Annotated in this window: 17 protein-coding genes; 10 read left to right on the top strand and 7 right to left on the bottom strand. The window is 69.0% G+C overall.

Annotated features, from left to right (window positions below; genetic code table 11):
* Window positions 1-251 precede the first annotated feature (251 nt).
* Window positions 252-1,358, bottom strand: a complete 1,107-nt coding sequence (locus tag UA74_RS20180; RefSeq protein ID WP_075741664.1) for an epoxide hydrolase family protein — start codon at window positions 1,356-1,358, stop codon at window positions 252-254.
* Window positions 1,359-1,468: 110 nt separating this feature from the next.
* On the opposite strand from UA74_RS20180, the gene UA74_RS20175 reads away from it, so the two are divergent.
* Window positions 1,469-1,942: a MarR family winged helix-turn-helix transcriptional regulator gene (locus UA74_RS20175; RefSeq protein WP_075765184.1), complete on the top strand. Its 474-nt coding sequence runs from the start codon at window positions 1,469-1,471 to the stop codon at window positions 1,940-1,942.
* Between the two features lie 764 nt (window positions 1,943-2,706).
* Here UA74_RS20175 and UA74_RS32220 read toward each other — a convergent pair.
* Genes UA74_RS32220 through UA74_RS20160 form a run of 5 tightly spaced genes read right to left on the bottom strand, consistent with a single transcriptional unit; the run spans window position 2,707 to window position 5,050 of the window.
* Window positions 2,707-3,366 carry a hypothetical protein gene (locus UA74_RS32220; RefSeq protein WP_157442292.1) on the bottom strand — a complete coding sequence of 220 codons (660 nt, stop codon included), beginning with the start codon at window positions 3,364-3,366 and terminating at the stop codon, window positions 2,707-2,709.
* Entirely contained in the window at window positions 3,363-4,061 is a 699-nt protein-coding gene (locus tag UA74_RS32215; protein WP_157442291.1) for a hypothetical protein, read from the bottom strand. The genes UA74_RS32220 and UA74_RS32215 overlap by 4 nt, the downstream gene beginning before the upstream one ends.
* A gap of 10 nt (window positions 4,062-4,071) precedes the next feature.
* Window positions 4,072-4,395 (bottom strand): hypothetical protein, encoded by a 324-nt coding sequence (locus tag UA74_RS20170; protein ID WP_075765182.1) that lies wholly within the window; start codon window positions 4,393-4,395, stop codon window positions 4,072-4,074.
* Window positions 4,395-4,670, bottom strand: coding sequence for a YbaB/EbfC family nucleoid-associated protein (locus tag UA74_RS20165; protein WP_075765180.1), 276 nt, complete (start codon window positions 4,668-4,670; stop codon window positions 4,395-4,397). Before UA74_RS20165 ends, UA74_RS20170 begins: the two co-directional genes overlap by 1 nt.
* Window positions 4,670-5,050 carry a YbaB/EbfC family nucleoid-associated protein gene (locus UA74_RS20160; RefSeq protein WP_075741658.1) on the bottom strand — a complete coding sequence of 127 codons (381 nt, stop codon included), beginning with the start codon at window positions 5,048-5,050 and terminating at the stop codon, window positions 4,670-4,672. Before UA74_RS20160 ends, UA74_RS20165 begins: the two co-directional genes overlap by 1 nt.
* 408 nt (window positions 5,051-5,458) lie before the next feature.
* Here UA74_RS20160 and UA74_RS20155 point away from each other — a divergent pair, with 408 nt between their 5' ends.
* From UA74_RS20155 to UA74_RS20115, 9 genes are all read left to right on the top strand, one after another.
* Window positions 5,459-6,892, top strand: a complete 1,434-nt coding sequence (locus tag UA74_RS20155; RefSeq protein WP_075765178.1) for a MarR family transcriptional regulator — start codon at window positions 5,459-5,461, stop codon at window positions 6,890-6,892.
* Between the two features lie 599 nt (window positions 6,893-7,491).
* Complete coding sequence (locus UA74_RS20150) at window positions 7,492-8,802, top strand: extracellular solute-binding protein (RefSeq protein ID WP_083683390.1); 1,311 nt, start codon at window positions 7,492-7,494, stop codon at window positions 8,800-8,802.
* A gap of 111 nt (window positions 8,803-8,913) precedes the next feature.
* Complete coding sequence (locus tag UA74_RS20145) at window positions 8,914-9,765, top strand: carbohydrate ABC transporter permease (protein WP_198042795.1); 852 nt, start codon at window positions 8,914-8,916, stop codon at window positions 9,763-9,765.
* Complete coding sequence (locus UA74_RS20140; RefSeq protein WP_083683387.1) at window positions 9,762-10,709, top strand: carbohydrate ABC transporter permease; 948 nt, start codon at window positions 9,762-9,764, stop codon at window positions 10,707-10,709. The genes UA74_RS20145 and UA74_RS20140 overlap by 4 nt, the downstream gene beginning before the upstream one ends.
* A 58-nt stretch (window positions 10,710-10,767) precedes the next feature.
* Window positions 10,768-11,907: an ABC transporter ATP-binding protein gene (locus UA74_RS20135; RefSeq protein ID WP_075744017.1), complete on the top strand. Its 1,140-nt coding sequence runs from the start codon at window positions 10,768-10,770 to the stop codon at window positions 11,905-11,907.
* A 140-nt stretch (window positions 11,908-12,047) separates the two neighbouring features.
* Window positions 12,048-12,971 carry an acetylxylan esterase gene (locus tag UA74_RS20130; RefSeq protein WP_198042794.1) on the top strand — a complete coding sequence of 308 codons (924 nt, stop codon included), beginning with the start codon at window positions 12,048-12,050 and terminating at the stop codon, window positions 12,969-12,971.
* Window positions 12,968-13,837 (top strand): acetylxylan esterase, encoded by an 870-nt coding sequence (locus tag UA74_RS20125; RefSeq protein WP_075765172.1) that lies wholly within the window; start codon window positions 12,968-12,970, stop codon window positions 13,835-13,837. Before UA74_RS20130 ends, UA74_RS20125 begins: the two co-directional genes overlap by 4 nt.
* Entirely contained in the window at window positions 13,834-15,069 is a 1,236-nt protein-coding gene (locus tag UA74_RS20120; protein WP_075765170.1) for an aminotransferase class V-fold PLP-dependent enzyme, read from the top strand. Before UA74_RS20125 ends, UA74_RS20120 begins: the two co-directional genes overlap by 4 nt.
* Before the next feature lie 95 nt (window positions 15,070-15,164).
* Window positions 15,165-15,545, top strand: a complete 381-nt coding sequence (locus UA74_RS20115) for a RidA family protein (protein WP_075765168.1) — start codon at window positions 15,165-15,167, stop codon at window positions 15,543-15,545.
* A gap of 133 nt (window positions 15,546-15,678) precedes the next feature.
* On the opposite strand, the gene UA74_RS20110 is transcribed toward UA74_RS20115, so the two are convergent.
* The gene (locus UA74_RS20110; RefSeq protein ID WP_083683386.1) at window positions 15,679-16,899 is read right to left on the bottom strand and encodes a lactonase family protein; all 1,221 of its coding nucleotides are present in this window, start codon (window positions 16,897-16,899) and stop codon (window positions 15,679-15,681) included.
* Window positions 16,900-16,967 lie beyond the last annotated feature (68 nt).

The following is a 16,967-nucleotide window of genomic DNA, read 5'->3' as shown; positions in this document are numbered from 1 at the left end:
AACCCTCGGCGACTCGGGGAGACCCTGGCCAATCCCATCCGAAAGACGGCAGCCGTTCGTCCGCAATGGACGTGATCAAGAACGCGGACTGGTCGTCGACCTCGGACGCGAGGGCGGCAGCGGCCGGCGGGCATCGGCGGAGCGGAGCCGGGGACGCGCGCTCGCGATGCGCTCTCGGCTGATCGGGGACCGGACCGGTCCGCCGGTCGCGAGCTGTCGGATTCCCGGTAGCGCGCGGCAGGCGACGTCGCCTAGCGAGCGGCGCCCCGGTCCTCGTCGGTGATGCGGGAGCGGAAGAACCTCCGGACGTCCTCGGCGAGCAGCTCCGGCACCTCCATTGCGGCGAAGTGGCCGCCGCGCTCGAACTCCGACCAGTGCCGGATGTCGTACAGCCGCTCGGCCAGCGGTCGCACCGACTGCGTGATGTCGTGCGCGAACACCGCGACGCCGAGCGGCACCGGGCACGGCTCGACCCGCCGAGGAGTCTCGCGGTGCAGCCGCGCCGAGGAGGCCGCCGTGGCCGTCAGCCAGTACAGCGAGACGTCGGTGAGCATCCGCTCGTCGTCGATCGGGGTGCGGGGATCCGTCCACTGGGCGAAGCGCTCGGCGATCCAGGCCAGCTGGCCGACCGGCGAGTCGGTTAGCGCGTAGCCGATGGTCTGCGGGGTGCGGGCCTGGAGCGCCTGGTACGGGGGACGGTTCGCCATCAGCTGCCGGACCTTGTCCAGCCGGGCCTCGTCCGTCTCGGACAGCGCGATGTCGGCGTCGGCGACCGGCCTGGTCGGCAGGTAGTTGACGTGCACCCCGACGACCTGCTCGGGGGCCACCGCGCCGAGCGCCGTGGAGATGCCCGAGCCGAAGTCGCCGCCCTGCGCGCCGTAGCGCTCATACCCGAGGCGGCGCATCAGCTCGGCCCAGGCCCGCGCGACGCGGACGGCGTCCCACCCGCGCTCGTGCGTAGGCCCGGAGAAGCCGAAGCCGGGGATGGACGGGATCACCAGGTGGAAGTCGCGGGACAGCGGCTCGATCACGTCGAGGAACTCCAGGAACGAGCCGGGCCAGCCGTGGGTGAGGATCAGCGCGAGCGCGTCCGGCCGCGCCGAGGAGACATGGACGAAGTGGACGTTCTGGCTGTCGATCTCGGTGGTGAAGTGCGGAAGCTCGTTGAGTTCCGCCTCGTGCTTCCGCCAGTCGTAGCCGGTGCGCCAGTACTCGGCCAGCTCCTTGAGTCGCGCCAGCGGGAAGCCGTAGTCCCAGCCTGCGTCGGCGATCTCGTTCGGCCAGCGGGTGCGGGAGAGCCGATCGGTCAGGTCGTCGAGGTCGGCCTGGGGGATGGCGATGCGGAACGGCGTGATCATGGTCTGCCCTCCGGGACTGATTCGGCGACTGAACGTTCGTCCGTCTAACGTTTATGCTCCAAACGATAGCAGAATCGTTAGTGGTCCCAACGGTTCGATAGGCTTCCCGCATGACGAGCCCGGCAGAGGAGCCGCCCGCCAGGTGGACGGGCCTGCCCAGTTGGCTGCTCACCCAGACCGCGGGCCACGCGCACCGCCTGGTGTCCGACGGGTTCTCCTCAGCGGGCGCTCGCGGCTACCACTACCGACTGCTGGCGACGCTGGACGAGTTCGGCCCGGCCAGTCAGGCCGCGCTGGGGCGGCGTAGCGGCATCCACCTCAGCGACATGGTCGCGACGATCAACGAGCTGGCCGACCGTGAGCAGGTCGAGCGCGCGCCGGACCCCGCCGATCGACGGCGCAACATCATCTCGCTGACCGCCGAGGGCGGCAGGCAGCTGCGGCGACTGGAGAAGCGGCTCGCCGAGACCCAGGACGAACTGTTGGAACCGCTGTCCGCCGAGGAGCGACGGCGGCTGACCGAGCTGCTGGCCAGGCTGCTGGACCACCACGATCGGCGCACCGGCGCCGCAGAAGCGGAGTGACGACTGCCGGGGGACCGGCTCGGGAACGCCTCGACGGATCACCGGGCACCGGGTTCCCATCGTCCTTCGGCGGGCCGAGGGGATGGCGCCCGCCGCCTGCGCGGGCGAGCCGCAGGCCCGCACACCCGCCGGGTCCCCGCGCCGGGACTCGGCGGGCGGCCCGGCAGGCGGTGCCGAGTCGCCCGGCTGCGGCGACGGGAGCGGGCCGGTGGGAGCGGCGCAGGCGAGCGGACGCGGCTTCGACGCCGGACACCTCGGCCCCGTCCGTCCTATCAGGATGACGGAGGTCGAGCCAGCCGGGCGGGGAGTCGTCCCGGCCCCCACCCGCGCGAATCCGCGTGGGTGGGGGCCGGCTCGGCGCGGCAGGCCCCGCCCGCGCCGAGCCGAACACCGGACCGGCGACCACCGAGGCGAGAGCGCGCTGACCTCGTCGGGTGTGGCGGGGTCGGAGGTGCGGGCATCCCGTCTCCCCGCACGACCTGTCCCGATGCCGACGGGTCACCGGGTCCTGCGTGCTCGGCGGTCCGCCCCGCCCCGCACGTGCGTGGCCCGGCTCAACACGGCGCGAGCAGACCTGCCCTCCCGCTGGCGTGTTCGTAGTGAGATCTGGGCTGTTCTGGGCGCAGTCTTCCATGATTTCGAGTGCGCAGTTTATGGTTTGGGTTGTTGCTCTGGTGAAGTTTGACAGGCTCGAACCATTGGGCCGTAGGTCGGACCGATCAGGTTCCCCGTGCTCGACTTTCGCGCCCTTGCGAGGGTGGCGTTCAGAGGTTGTCGAATACCGCCTCGGCGAGATGTCGGGCTGCCTCCTCCGCTTCCTGCTGCGGCATCGGCACTTCTTCGCCTGTCGAATTTCGGTCGTTCCCCCACACAGTCACCTTTACCGTGAGATTGTGCTGGCGAAACGACACGTGTGCCCCGGTCGGAACCTCTTCCTGATGCCAGTAATGCGCTTCGTCGCCCAACCCCGGGATGGGCAGCAAGGTCGCGCTGTTCGGTGCCCGATCTAGTGTTCTGAGGTACCTGTCTGTGGCTTCTTCTTCCGGGTCGCCGGTGCCCTGTTCTTCCGTGACGATGTTGTAGTCAAACCCGGCATGCCGTCCGATGGGAACTTCTGTGCTGTCGAAGTCTTCGGAGGTGAAACTGACACTGCAATTCATGAGTCCGAGAGACTGATTACCGACATCCTCTGAGGCGTCTTCTTCGCTGTCGAATCGCCGTTGGTCGTACAGTTCGCCTGCGAAATTTTTGAGGGCGTCCTCAAGGTGGTGGGAGCAGGTGTCAGGAAGCCTATCCTGATAGTCTGGATCGGCTGCAGGCGAAATCGTGGAGCAGGAAGCTGTCCAGAGTACTGCGGCCCCGAGGAATCCGCTAATCATTGCCCTTTTGATTTGATGGCGAGGTTGACTTGCCTGTGGGTTCATGCGGGGTTCACGTGCCAATTTCCTGGTTCCGATGCATTCGATGGTAGTGGGTCGGGAACATGCAGATCCGTGGCCTTTTCGCCGATCTGGCGTCCAGTGGTTGCATACCGTCGCATCACATCGATCGCATCTTGCAGCAACGTGATGACTGATTCTGCGAATGTGGAGAGTATCTCCAATATGGCACCGCAGACCGCGCCCCAGAGCGTGTACCAGCTCTGCGCCGCAGAGCCTGCGGCATCCAGAATTCCGGTCGCACATTCCTTAATGAAATCCAGCCCTCTGCTGTATGTCTCATCCACGGTACCTCGCAGCTCGTCTGTGAGGGTTGCCATATCCTGCATGATGCTATGAGTGTTGTTGATTGTGTCGATCAGGTGGTCCACGTAGGAACTGAAGGATTCGGCTGCCCTGCCTCCCCAGTATGCATTGAGATCGAGTCTGGCCGAGAATAGACCTTCCTTAGCATCGATGATGAGTTTCGCGGCCTCTGGGCTCCACTGGTGTGAACTCTCCGAGATTTTCGCCGAATCTCCGAGGCAGCGGCGAACCTGGTCGAGGGCTAGTGACACGGCCAGATTTCCGGCAAGGTGTGCCCAGTTGTTTACGACGGCGGCCGACTCGTAGGGGAAATCGCCTGTGTCGGCTCCTGCGGCGCTACCGTAGCCGGGTAATTTCGTCTCGATCAGGCTCATGCTCGGTCTCCTATCTGTCGATCTGATCGTTGATGTAGCCGAACTCGGCGTAGAACTCGGCATCTCGGCTCTCGTATTCGTCTGCGATCCCCCGGAGTGCGTCGGTGGCGTTGTTCAGAGATTCGAATCCGCTCTGTAGTCGCTCGAGGACGGCGTTGAGGGCATCGTTGTACAGCGAGACGATGTTCTCTTGATCGCCTAGGTACCCTAGATCACCTGTTGCCAGATGTCGGTCTTCGAGTTTGCTTTTGGCCCCCGCCCATGCCTCAGCGACTTCATGAAGTTCTCTGACGTTGGCGCGTAATGCCTCAGGGACTACGTGAAAATCAATCATCAGGCTTCTGTGCTCTCTCTGGCTCGTCGTTCGGCGCGTTGGACGGCGGTCTTCACCGCGTCGGCCAGGGCCGATTCGTTCGTGTAGCGGAGCGACCGGGTGTCGAGGTCGACCGCTCGCAGCTCGCCCTGTCCGCCGACGGTGACGGTGCCCAGTTCGGAGCCGATCGGTTCCGAGTAGGTGGCGTTCTGCCGCTCGACGGCTCGGGCCTGGGCGGCCGCCGTGGCCGCCTCGATCTCGGCGACCAGGGCGCGAATCTCGGCGCTCGCGGCCATCAGGATTCTCCTTCTGCGGGGAACATCGCGGGCATCAGATCGTGGAAGGCCTTCCGGTTCTCCTCCGAGGCTGCGGCGCGTGCCCGGCTGACGGCCTGCACGATCTCGCCCCCGAGTCGTCCGGGATGTGACGAGCGCAGTGCTCCCGGCTCGATCCGCAGATCCTGAAGCAGGCCTTCACCATCGACGACCGCGTGTACGCGGCGTGCGTCGGAAGTGCCCTCCAATCGTCGAGTCCGCAGCAGTTCGGTTCGGGAGCGGACCTCGGCGAGCTGGGCGTCGATCGTCTCCTGCATCCGGGTCAGGTCGCCGACGGTGTCTTCCAGGGAACGTCGGAGCCCGGCGATCGGGTCACCTGCGCGGAAGGGCGGAGAAGTCATGATCGGCAAGCTAACAGTGGGCTCACGCGGTGTCGCCTTCGCGTGACTCCTTGCGATCATGTTCACATTTCGGATCGCGAGGTATCTGACGCTGCGGTCGTGTCTCCGCGCGCGGGCGCGCGATTATGCCGGAGCGGCGAATCAACACGGCGGCGCGCTCGCAGTGCAGGCCTGCCCACGTCGTCGGCGCCGGACCGGGCCGCTCGCGATCCTGGTCCACTCCGACCGGCACACCACTCGCGACGAGCCCGCCCCGAGAGCGATGCGGCACGACTTTCCTGCGGCGTGACCGGTCGCCGCCGACCCCGCGTCCCTCGGTCAGACCTTTCGTCCCGCAAGCACACCCGCGTAGGGTCAACGAACCATTTTCGGTCCTGATCCCCCGACGATCTCTTCTCTGGTGGCGGCATGAGCGTGGTCCTCGGTCTGATCGTGCACGTCAAGCGGCGTGCCGTGTTCGAGCAGGCGACTCGGATGCTCACCGGCGTGTCCTGGGAATGGGTGATCTACGACGAGGAGGCCGAGATCCGCGGTCTGGTCGCCGCGTTGATCGCCACCCGGCACCTCGACGGCGTGCTGCTCGGGCCGGTGCCCTACGACGCCAGCCATGACGTGCTGCCCGAGTCGTTGCCCGTGGTCGTCATCCGGCCCTCGGCGCTGGATCTGGCCCTGGCGTTCTCCGCCGCCCGGTCCCGATTTCCCGGAATGGGCCGAGTCAGCGTCGACACGTTCGATCTCGATGCCGTGATCGAGGTGCGCACGGCGCTGGGCCTGACCGCCGACGACGTGACCGCGCTGTCCTACGCCCCCGGCCAGCGCACCTCGGACATCGTCGAGCACCACCGCCGCGTCCTCGACGACGACGCGAACGGGGTGGTCATCACCATGCGGATGGAGGTCCGGCGACGACTCGACGGCGAGATCAAGGTGCTGAGCAGTCAACCCGTCCCGTCGACGATTCGCGCGGAGCTGCACGAGCTGGCCCTGCGCATCCAGTCTCACCGGGCCAACGCCTCCCGGTTCGCCGCCGGGGTGTTCGTGGTGGCCGAACAGTCCAGGGAGGTCGACGTCGATCGGGCCAGGGTCGGCCTGATGAACCTGCTGCTCAACACCCCGGAGCTGGCGGAGGCCTGGGTGGAGAACCGGGGACGGCGCGGGCTGGTCGTCTTCGCGCACAAGGCTTTATTCGAACGGATCACGAACAACTGGATCGGCGTGCCGGTGCTGAGCCAGGCCGAGGAACTGCTGGGGGTCCGCGTCGCGGCGGGCTTCGGGATCGGCGGATCGGCGCGGACCAGCGTCTCCCTGGCCGAGCGGGCCGCCTCGCGCGCGGAGGCGGAGGGCAGGCCCTGCGGATACCTCATCGAGGACACCGGGGTGATCATCGGCCCGATGGGGCAGGAGGGCAGCCCGGTGGCCTTCACCTATCGCGATCACGGCGTGCACATCGAGCGGCTGGCGCGCAGCGTCGGGCTGAGCCCGGCGACGATCTCCCGGCTGGCCGCCGTGGAGCGGACGCTGCACGGACAGGCGGTCTCGCCGGGCGAGCTGGCCAACGTCCTGGGCATCACCGATCCGAGCGGCCGCAGGCTGATCCGTCGGCTCAGCGAGCGCGGACTGGTCACCGCCGACGGCACCGCGCAGACCCACCGCAAGGGCAGGCCGACCCGGCTCTATCGGCTGGGCATCGACGCGGCACTCGCCGCCGCGGCACACGGCGCGAATGCCGACATCGATGCCGAGGAGCCAGCGCCTGCCGAGACGTCCGAGACGTCCGACCAGCCCGGACCACCCGCCCCGGCCGAGGCGCTGCCGTCTGCGCCAGCGGCCCGGCCGAGCTGAAACGCCCGGCGACTCCGGGGCCCCGCCTGCTGCGGTCATCGAGGGCACGGCCGCGCTCACCGCGCCAGAGAGCGTCGCCTCGCCTCTGGCGGCCCGGGGCGTTGCGCAGGCATCGTCCATTCCCGAGGAACAGGCCGACAGCGGCGCGGGCAGCTCCGGCGTCGTCGATCCTCGCCACGACCTCGACTGAGGTCGACGAGGTCCGGCCCGCCCACGAGTGTGGGCGCCCGCAGCGAGCCCGGCACCCGTGCGCCAGCGGCGGTACGGACAGCCCGGGCGCTCCCGGACTCCCGCATACCGGATTCGCGACTCGTCATTGGCGGACGATACGAACCGGGTGACATAAATGCTCGATCCGCCCCGAATGGTCTAGTGAATGAACGGTCCGGTTGCCCGGGAGTGACCGTCCCGTTTCGGCTGAATCGTGGCAGCTCGCCCTGCCCCGACTTTATCGGACATATTCGCCCTGCCCCGTTGACTTGTCTCGAACCATCGGGCATCGTCACTCGCAACCCACAAACGGACCATTAACGAACCTCGGTCGTTATCGATGAGTCGGTCACCTCCCTCGGCCGGACTCTCGTAGGAGGAGCGGTGGCATGGACCGAAGAAGTCTGCTGAAAACAGCTGTTCTGGGGCTCGCGCTGCCCGCGATGGTGCCGCTGGCGGGCTGCGCGGGGCCGACCCGGCGCGGTGCCGTCCGATTCGAGGGCTGGGACTACGAGGCGCAGCTCGTGCAGCAGAACGTTGATCGATTCATCCGCTTGAACCCGGATGTCGAAGTGGACTATGCCCCCATCACCAGTGCCCAGTTCATTCAGAAGCTCACCGCCGAGTTCATGGGCGGCGGCGGTCCGGATGTGCTCTACATGTACGACGACTCGTTGGCCAGTTCGGTGGAAGCGCGATATCTCCAGCCATTAGACGAACTCGCCGGAATCGACGAGGTATATCAGGCGATCTACCCGTCGGTCGCCCAGGCCATGACGTATCAGGGCAGGCGGTACGGACTGCCCTACTACACCGACTCCCAGGCGTTGATCTACAACGCCGACATCCTCGCCGAGGCAGGCTACGACACCCCGCCCACCACGCTCGACGAGCTGGAGGAGCAGGCGCTGGCCGTCAAACGGGCCGGGCTGCTCGAACATCCGATCGGCCTGCCTGCGCAGCTCTCCGACACCGCGTTGATGTGGATCTGGGCGCTGGTCTACGCCAACGAGGCCGACCTGTTCGACGAGGACTTCCAGCCGGTGATGAACCTGCCCGGTTCGGCGACGACGGCGGTACTCGACTGGCTGCTGCGGGTGAGTGCCGACTCCCAGGTGCTCGACCCGGCCTCCGTGCAGACGCTCCCGGTGCCGATGGACAACGCGATGATGGCGGGCCAGTACGCCTTCACCATCCAGCCCCGGTACTCGCTGCGCAACTACAACGATCCGGCGGTGTCGAACACGGCCGGGGCGATGCGACTCGCCCCGATCCCCAGCATCGACGGCCGCACCGAGGGCACGGTCAGCAACTCCCGGATGTACTGCCTCAACCTGGAGACCGACGTCCAGGAGAAGGCGGAGCGCCTGCTGCACTACATGGGCGGGCTCGACGACGACGGATCGCCCTATACGGCGCGATTCTGGTTCCTGGAGCGCGGCCTCGGGTTCGCCTTCACCGATCTGGCCGACGATCCCGAGATCGTCGAGTCCCTGAGCACCTTCGCCGATCCCGAGATCTACGCCTACCTGGCGAGCGTCGCGCGGGCGCGCAGCGTCGTCGCGGTGCCCTGGTACGCGGAGTTCGAGGCGACGTTGCAGCGCACCGTGCAGCAGGTGTTCACCGGGGACCGCACCCCCGCCCAGGGCTCTGCCGAGCTGGAGCGAGCCGCCCGATCTCTCGCCCGCCGCTACGAGTAGGAGCCGATGATGGCCAGCCCCGCGCCACCGGCAGCGCCACCGGCCCCCGCAGACAGGCGACGACGCCGCCGATTCGGGAACGCCGCCAGCGACACGCTGCGTGCCTACGCGATGAACGGCCCCGCGCTGATCGTCCTGTTCTCCCTGGTCGCCTACCCGATCGGCTACTCGTTCTGGGTGAGCCTGCACCAGCAGAACCTCAAGCGGCCCGACGACACGAGGTTCATCGGGCTGGAGAACTACTTCGCGCTGTGGCGGGACCCGACGTTCCTGAGCTCCCTGCGCACCACCGGACTGTTCGTGGTGCTGGTGGTCTCGATGACCGTCGTCCTGGCGATGATCCTCGCGCTGGTGCTCAACGAGAGCTTCCTCGGGCGGGGTGTGCTGCGCAGTCTGGCGCTGCTGCCGTGGGCGATGCCGGGCGTGGTCAACGGCCTGATGTGGCGGACCATCTTCGATGCCAACACCGGGGCGCTCAACGGCCTGCTCACCGACCTCGGCCTGATCGACAGCTATCAGGCGTGGCTGTCCTCGCCGTCGGGGGCGTTCTTCCTGACCGCCTTCGCGCAGGTCTGGAACACGCTGCCGTTCGCGGTGATCCTGCTCCTCGCCGGGCTGTCCACCATCCCGTCGGATCTCTACGACGCGGCGAAGGTCGACCGCGCCGGGGTGTTCCAGCGCTTCCGCCAGATCACCCTGCCGTGGCTGCTGCATCCGCTGCTGATCGTCCTGATCCTGGAGACGATGAACGCCTTCCGGGCCTTCGACACGATCTACGTGCTCACCGGCGGCGGGCCGGGCGACGCCACCAGCATCATCGCCGTGCTCAACGTGCGCACCGCCCTCACCTACACCGACTTCGGCCTCGGCAGCGCCTACTCCTGGGTGATCACCGCCTTCACGCTGATCATCTCCGTGGGATACGTCGCGGCCCTCTATCGGAAGGGGAGCTTCGAGGTATGACCACGCCGAACGTGCCGCCGCCGGACGTGCGGCCGCCGCGCCCGCGGCCGTCCCGACCGCGCCGGGCCGTCCCGCTCCGATATCGGGTCCCCTGGAAGAAGATCGTCGTCTACACGCTGGCCGCGTTCTTAGTCCTGTATCTGGTGCTGCCGTTCTACTGGATCTTCGCGATGAGCTTCATGCGCGAGGTCGACGCGATCTCGGTGCCGCCGAACTGGATTCCGCCGCACCCCACTCTGGACAACTACCTGAGCTTCCTGCGACCGGACGAGAGTCAGGCGCTGGTCGGCGGTCGGGCCATCAGGGAGACGCCGTTCGCGCTGGGCAACAGCATGATCGTGGCCTCCGCGACGGCACTGCTCAACCTGGTGCTCGCGGTGCCCGCCGCCTACTCGTTCTCCCGGCTGCGCTTCACCGGCGGGCGGCTGCTGCTCATCGGCTACCTGATCACCAGGATGGTGCCGAGCATCGCGATCATCATCCCGTTCTACCTGATGATCCGCTCGATGGGCCTGCTGGACACCTACTGGGCCTTGATCCTGTCCTACCTGACGTTCTCGCTCCCGGTGACGATCTGGGTGCTCAAGGACTTCTTCCGGGCGGTGCCGCGTGAGCTGGAGGACGCCGCCAGGGTCGATCGCTGCGGCTGGTTCCGCACCATGTGGTCGGTGTTCCTCCCGGTGGCGGCGCCGGGGTTGGTCGCGGCGGCGGTGTTCTCGTTCATGACCGCCTGGAGCGAGTTCATGTTCGCCCTGTTCATGACGTCCACCGAGGCGGCCAAGACGATCCCGGTGGTCGCCGCCAACTTCGCCACGGACATGAACACCCAGTTCACCCTGATGGCGGCGGCGGGCGTGGTGGCCGTGGTGCCCCCGCTGATCCTGGTGCTGATCTTCCAGCGGCTGATCGTGCAGGGCATGGCGGCGGGCTCCGTCAAGGGATGACCGGCCAGGCGGCCTCCGGGCCCGCCGACGCGACGCCGACGAGACGAGGAGACGAGAGATGGCTCAGGTCCGATTGGAGAGCCTGCACAAGGCCTTCGGCGACAACGTCGTCGTCGACGACCTCGACCTGACGATCGAGGATCGGGAGTTCCTGACCCTGGTCGGCCCGTCGGGCTGCGGCAAGTCCACCACGCTGCGGATGATCTGCGGCCTGGAGAAGGTCGGCGCGGGCGAGGTCTACTTCGACGACGAGCCGGTGGGCTACCTGCCCGCCAACAAACGGGACGTCTCGATGGTCTTCCAGAGCTACGCGCTCTATCCGCACAAGACCGTCGAGCAGAACATCGGCTTCGCCCTGCAGATGATGCGGGTGCCCAGGGCCGAGATCGGCGAACGGGTCGCCCGCACCGCCGCCTCGCTGGGCATCTCCGAGCTGCTCGGCCGCAAGCCGAGGGAGTTGTCCGGCGGTCAACGACAACGGGTCGCGCTGGGCCGGGCCATCGTCCGCGACGCGGGCGCCTATCTCCTCGACGAGCCGCTGTCCAATCTGGACGCGCAACTGCGGGGCGACATGCGCGTCGAGTTGAAGCGCCTGCACGCCGATCTCTCGCGCACCTTCATCTACGTCACCCACGACCAGGTCGAGGCGATGACGATGTCGGACCGGATCGCCGTGATGAAGGGCGGGGTGCTCCAGCAGTGCGCCCCGCCGGAGGACATCTACGGCCGGCCGGCGAACATGTTCGTCGCCTCCTTCATGGGCTCGCCGCCGATGAACTTCGTCACCGGCGAGCTGCGCGACGTCGACGGGCACCGGGTCTTCCACAGCGCCGGAGCGGCCGTCGTCCTCACCGAGGAGGCGGCGCGGGCCGCGTCGGACTTCCCCGCCGGTCGGGTGGTGCTGGGCATCCGGCCGGAGGACGTGCTGCTTCGCCCCGCCTCGGCCGCCGAGAACGAACCGGAGGATGCGGGCCTGCGCGGCACGGTGTTCGTCGCCGAGCCGTTGGGCGCCGACGTGCTGGTCACCGTCGATCTCGGCGGTGAGCTGCTCAAGGCCCGGGTGCCCGCGCCGTTCCGCGTCGGCATCGACAACGCCGTCTCGGTGGTCCTGCGGTCCGAGCGGGCGCACTTCTTCGCAGCCGACACCGGCACCTCGCTGTACGCACCGCACGTGTCGGCGCCGATCCCCGCCTGCTGATCGACCCCACGAACCGCTCGACCCCACGAGGCGGCCGATCCGCGAACCGACCGCCACGCGTGCGGACCGACTACAGGAAGGCGATCCTGACCATGACTGGGAACAGCCGATCGAGAGGTCTCGAGGCGGCGAGTGTCGACGTGCCACGCCCCGCCGACTTCGAGGACTTCTGGACCGAGACGCTGCGCCTGCTCGACGACGTCCCGGCCCGACCGGCCTTGACGCACCTGCCGGAGCGCTCCACCGACCGCGTCGACGTCTACGAACTGCACTACACCGGCTTCCAGGACGTGCGCGTCGCGGCCTGGTGCACCATGCCCGTCGACGCGGCCCGAACCGGCCCGCTGCCCGCCGTCGTGCACATTCCCGGCTACATCTCCGAGCCCTCGATCCTCAAGTCGTGGTCCGAACGCGGCTACCTCACCCTCGGCCTGGCGCCCCGAGGCAAGCTGCGGTCGAACGAGGTCGTCAATCCCGGCTATCCGGGACTGCTGACCGCCGACATCACCGATCGATTCGCCTACGCCTACCGGGGCTTCTACCTCGACGTGGTGCGAGCCCTCGACGTGGTCGCCGCGCTTCCGCAGGTGGACACCGAGCGCATCGGCATCTGGGGGTCCAGCCAGGGCGGCGGCCTCGGCATCATCGCCGCCGCACTGCGGCCGGGAGTCGTCAAGGCCTTCGCCGCCGGTGCTCCCTACCTCTGCGGGATCATGGACGCCACCCGGTTGACGCACTCCTATCCCTACGAGGAGATCACCGAGTTCCTGCGCGTCCACCCCGACCTGACGGACGCCGTCACCGAGACGGTGGCCTACTACGACGGAATGAACTTCGCCCCCGCCGTGCAGGCGCCCTCGCTGGTGTATCTGGGGCTGGAAGACGACGTCTGCCCGCCGGAGACCGGCTTCGCGGTCTACCGCGCCCTCGGCGGCGTCAAGGAGCTGCACACCTTCCCGCGCTGCGGACACGACGCGGGACTGCGCTGGGTGATCCCCGAGGTGGAGAGGTTCCTCGACGGACACCTGAATCCGGCAGGCACGAGGGACGGAGCCCACGCGTGAGCGAGTTCGACACCTTCTGGACGGAACTGGACGCCGACCTCGCGGGCTTTCCCGCCCGACCAGTGCTCGACCCGGTCCCGGCGAGGTCCACCGAGCACTTCACCGGATACGAGATCCGGTTCAGCAGCCTGGACTCCCATCGGCTCTTCGGCTACCTCAGCGTGCCGACGGGACCGGGCCCGTTCCCGGGCCTGCTGGAACTGCCGCGTCATGGCAGCGTCAACCACGCCCCGCACTACAACGACCGACTGCGCTATGTGGTGCTCACCCCCATGCATCGGGGACAGCGCCGGGCCGACAGTCCCTTCCGCGCCCGGTATCCGGGGCTGTTCACCCTCGGCATCGAGGACCCGATCACGTTCGTCTACCGCGCGATCCTGGCCGACTGCCTGCGGGCCGCCGAGGTGCTCGCCGCCCGGCCGGAGGTCGATCCGGCGCGCATCGGCATCACCGGGGACGACCTGGTGCTCACCACCGCCGCACGCAGGCCGGTCTTCACCGCCGCGCGGGTCACCGGCGCCCTGCTGCACGCCGCGCAGGTCCGGCGGCACACCACCGGCGAATACCCGCTGGAGGAGCTCAACGACCTGCTCCGCCTGCGTCCGCAGGACGAGCCGCTGGTGACCAGGACGCTGGCGTTGTTCGATCCCGCCCGGCACGCCGAGTCCGTGCGGGCGGCGACGCTGCTGAGTGTGCCCAGCGGTGCGGCACCCTGGACGGCGGAGCTGGTGCGGGCACTCGGGGCTGACGTGGAGACCTACCGACTCACTGATGAGGACGCCGCCGACGCGGTCGCCATGGACGGCTGGCTGGCCGACCGGCTGGGGGTCGAGACGCTGGCCCGCTTCGTCTCGGAGCTGCCGTGAGCGGGCGAGCGGGCAGCGTGCCGGGCGGCGCCGGGCCGGGCGGGCTCCCGGCGGTCGATGCCCCGGCCTGCACCGGTGTCGACTCGCCGGGGCAGGCCGCCTCGGTCTACCGGGCACTCGGGCTGCGGCCGGTGATCAATGCCGCGGCCACCCTCACCCGGCTCGGCGGCTCACTACCGGCGCCGCCGGTGATCGACGCGATGGCCCAGGCGTCTCGACAGTTCGTCGACGTGACGGAATTGCAGCGCAGGGTGGGCGAGCGGCTGGCGATGCTCACCGGGAACGAGGCGGCCTACGTCACCTCCGGCGCCGCCTCGGGCCTGACCCTGAGCGTCGCGGGCTGCGTGACCGGGCCGGAGCCGACGGCCCGCGAGTCGTTCCCGCCCATCGGCCCGTCGCGCCCACGGGTCGCGATCTGTGCGAGTCAGCGCAACCCGTACGACTACGCCGTCCGGCAGCTCGGTGTGGCGGTCGTCGAGTTCGGCGCGGACTCGGGCTCGCTTCGGCGGGCGCTCGGGCCGGACACCGCCTGCCTGCTGTGGTTCGCGGGCGAGCACTACGCCTCGGGCGCCCCGCCGCTCACCGAGGTCATCGCGGCGGCGCAGACGGCGGAGGTGCCGGTGATCGTGGACGCGGCGGCCCAGCTTCCGCCGGTCGCCTCGCTGTGGCACTACACGACGGAACTCGGTGCCGACGCGGTGATCCTCAGCGGTGGCAAGGGACTACGCGGCCCGCAGTCGGCGGGCCTGGTGCTGGGGCGCCGCGAGATCGTCGAGGGGGCTCGCCTGCACGGCAGTCCGCACCACGCGTTCGGCCGGGGCATGAAGGTCGGCAAGGAGGAGCTGCTCGGGGTGCTCGCCGCCCTGGAGTGGACGCTGGCCCAGGACGAGACGGCGCTGCTGGCGGCGTATGAGGAGTCGGTGCGGCGCTGGATCGACGGTCTGGCCGGGATCACGGGTGTGCGGGTGGCGCGGGGCTATCCCAGTGAGGCGGGCCAGCCGCACGGCCGGGCCCTGCTCTGGCTGGAACCGGCATCGGGCTGGACCAGGGACTCGCTCGTCGACGCGCTCTGGGATCGCGATCCGCACATCGCCGTCGGCGTGGCGGGTGAGGCCGTCGCACTGAATCCGCAGACCCTGGAACCGGGGGAGGACCGGCTGGTGCTCGACGCGGTGCGGGAGGTGCTCGCGGCGGGGGATCGCCGGACTCGGTCGCCGAGCCCCGGTCGATAGGCAGCATGGGAACAGGTCGACATCCGGGGCGTGGCCTGCTGAACTGCCCGATGACCGCGCCGAAGAACCGACCATCGAGAGAGTGGAGTGCCTGCATGACCTGGACCGCCATCACCAGCCCCGACCTGCCCAAGCCCGCCGGGGCCTACAGTCACGTGATCGACACCGGGACGCTCGTCTTCACGGCGGGCTTCGGCCCACAGGACCCCGCCACCGGGGCGATCCCCGACGGCGTCGAGGCCCAGACCGAGCAGGTGATCGACAACGTCGAGTGGGCGTTGGCCGCCGTGGGCCTCGGCCTGTCCGACGTGGTGAAGACGACCGTTCATCTGCAACACCTGGACCGTGACTTCGCCGCGTACGACCTCGCCTACGGTCGGCGCTTCACCGCACCGCATCCGGTGCGGACCACGGTGGGCAGCACGCTGGCGGGAATCCTGGTCGAGATCGACGCCGTTGCGGTGCGCCGGAGCTGACCCGCAGCCTCCGGCCGTCGCCGACCTCGTCTGGAGACCTCGTCAGGCGAACTCGCGCGGGGAGCGAACGGAGCGGCGTCCGAACACGGACGGCCCTCCGTTCGCCCCACAGACGATCGGCCGGCATGCGGGATCAGCCGAGGAAGGCCACCACGCAGACGCCCGGCACCTCGGCGAGCGTCTCGGCGGGCGACAGGAGCCCGGTCACCGCATCGCGCGGCAGCCGGGTGAGCGTGCCGGAGTTCTGGTTCGCCACGAAGAGCCCGTCCTCTCCGGGGTCCAGCGCGAAGTGTCGGGGCCAGGCGCCGCCGGTGGCGACGGTGTCGAGCAGCCGCAGCGACGCGCCGTTCTCGGCGACCGCGAAGACGGCGATGTCGTCGTCCCCTCTATTGGAGGCGTAGACGAAGCGGCCGTCGGCGGAGACGGCGATCTCGGCCGGGAAGTTCTCTCCGGTCGCGTCCGCCGCGCGGCTGCTGATCGTCGGCCCCTCGGTGAAGCGCCCCGTGGTCGCATCCCAGTGGAGGACGGTGATCGTGGAGGCCAGCTCGGCGAGGACGTAGGCGTGTCCGCCGTCGGGATGGAAGGCGAGGTGACGCGGCCCGCTGCCCGAGGTGAGGATGAGCTGCTGCTCCTCGGCGAAGGTGCCTGCCTGAAGGTCCAGCGAGTACACGTACACGGAGTCCGCCCCGAGGTCCACCGCGATCACATGCTCGCCGGACGGGTCGACGAGAACCTGGTGGGCGTGCGGGTCCCGCTCGGCGCCGACGTGCTGGGCCAGATCGGTGGCCTCGCCGATCGACCCGTCCTCGGCCAGCGGATGCACCACGACGGAGCCCGCCGTGTAGTTCGCCGTGAGCAGGAAGCGCCCGCTGGGATGCACGCTCAGGTGCGTGGGTCCGGCGCCCAGCGTGGATCTGCTGTTGATGATCGTGGGCGAGAACGGGTCGGCCAGGCTCAGTGCGGTGACCCGACCGGTGGGGACGAGTTCGTTCACGGTGTAGAGGAACCGGCGGTCGGCCGAGAACGCCAGCGAGGAGGCGTCCGGCACGTCCGCCACGGTCCCGACCAGCGTGATCCGCCCGTCGATGTCCCGGCTCGCGACGTCGAGGCCGCGCCCCGGCGGATCGGTCCACCCGAAGCTGCCCAGGTACACCGGCTGCGGCTGCCTGCCCGTCGCGCCTGCGGACGCTGCGGCCGCGGACGCCGCGCCGCCCGGGCCGCCCGCGGGGTGCCCGCCGCCTGCGGTCGTCGCGGCAGCGGCACCCGCCCCCGTCGCGGCGGCCAGCACCGCCGTGGTCCCGGTGATGCCCAGCGCCGCGAGAAACCGGCGTCGCGTCGTGTCGCTGTCTCGCATGATCGTGATCCACCGCCATCGTCGTCGTTGTCAGTGCCCGGTCAGTGTGTCCAGCGGAGACCGCAGTG

This window comes from Actinoalloteichus fjordicus, assembly GCF_001941625.1.
In the GTDB taxonomy this organism is placed as follows: domain Bacteria; phylum Actinomycetota; class Actinomycetes; order Mycobacteriales; family Pseudonocardiaceae; genus Actinoalloteichus_A; species Actinoalloteichus_A fjordicus.
The sequence above is the reverse complement of the archived record's forward strand: the minus strand, read 5'-3'. Positions and strand labels throughout refer to the sequence as shown.

Excerpts from the sequence above, each read along its gene's own strand:
- UA74_RS20180 (WP_075741664.1), bottom strand. The coding sequence starts at position 1,358 with ATGATCACGCCGTTCCGCATCGCCATCCCCCAGGCCGACCTCGACGAC.
- UA74_RS20175 (WP_075765184.1), top strand. The coding sequence starts at position 1,469 with ATGACGAGCCCGGCAGAGGAGCCGCCCGCCAGGTGGACGGGCCTGCCC.
- UA74_RS32220 (WP_157442292.1), bottom strand. The coding sequence starts at position 3,366 with ATGAACCCACAGGCAAGTCAACCTCGCCATCAAATCAAAAGGGCAATG.
- UA74_RS32215 (WP_157442291.1), bottom strand. The coding sequence starts at position 4,061 with ATGAGCCTGATCGAGACGAAATTACCCGGCTACGGTAGCGCCGCAGGA.
- UA74_RS20170 (WP_075765182.1), bottom strand. The coding sequence starts at position 4,395 with ATGATTGATTTTCACGTAGTCCCTGAGGCATTACGCGCCAACGTCAGA.
- UA74_RS20165 (WP_075765180.1), bottom strand. The coding sequence starts at position 4,670 with ATGGCCGCGAGCGCCGAGATTCGCGCCCTGGTCGCCGAGATCGAGGCG.
- UA74_RS20160 (WP_075741658.1), bottom strand. The coding sequence starts at position 5,050 with ATGACTTCTCCGCCCTTCCGCGCAGGTGACCCGATCGCCGGGCTCCGA.
- UA74_RS20155 (WP_075765178.1), top strand. The coding sequence starts at position 5,459 with ATGAGCGTGGTCCTCGGTCTGATCGTGCACGTCAAGCGGCGTGCCGTG.
- UA74_RS20150 (WP_083683390.1), top strand. The coding sequence starts at position 7,492 with ATGGACCGAAGAAGTCTGCTGAAAACAGCTGTTCTGGGGCTCGCGCTG.
- UA74_RS20145 (WP_198042795.1), top strand. The coding sequence starts at position 8,914 with ATGAACGGCCCCGCGCTGATCGTCCTGTTCTCCCTGGTCGCCTACCCG.
- UA74_RS20140 (WP_083683387.1), top strand. The coding sequence starts at position 9,762 with ATGACCACGCCGAACGTGCCGCCGCCGGACGTGCGGCCGCCGCGCCCG.
- UA74_RS20135 (WP_075744017.1), top strand. The coding sequence starts at position 10,768 with ATGGCTCAGGTCCGATTGGAGAGCCTGCACAAGGCCTTCGGCGACAAC.
- UA74_RS20115 (WP_075765168.1), top strand. The coding sequence starts at position 15,165 with ATGACCTGGACCGCCATCACCAGCCCCGACCTGCCCAAGCCCGCCGGG.
- UA74_RS20110 (WP_083683386.1), bottom strand. The coding sequence starts at position 16,899 with ATGCGAGACAGCGACACGACGCGACGCCGGTTTCTCGCGGCGCTGGGC.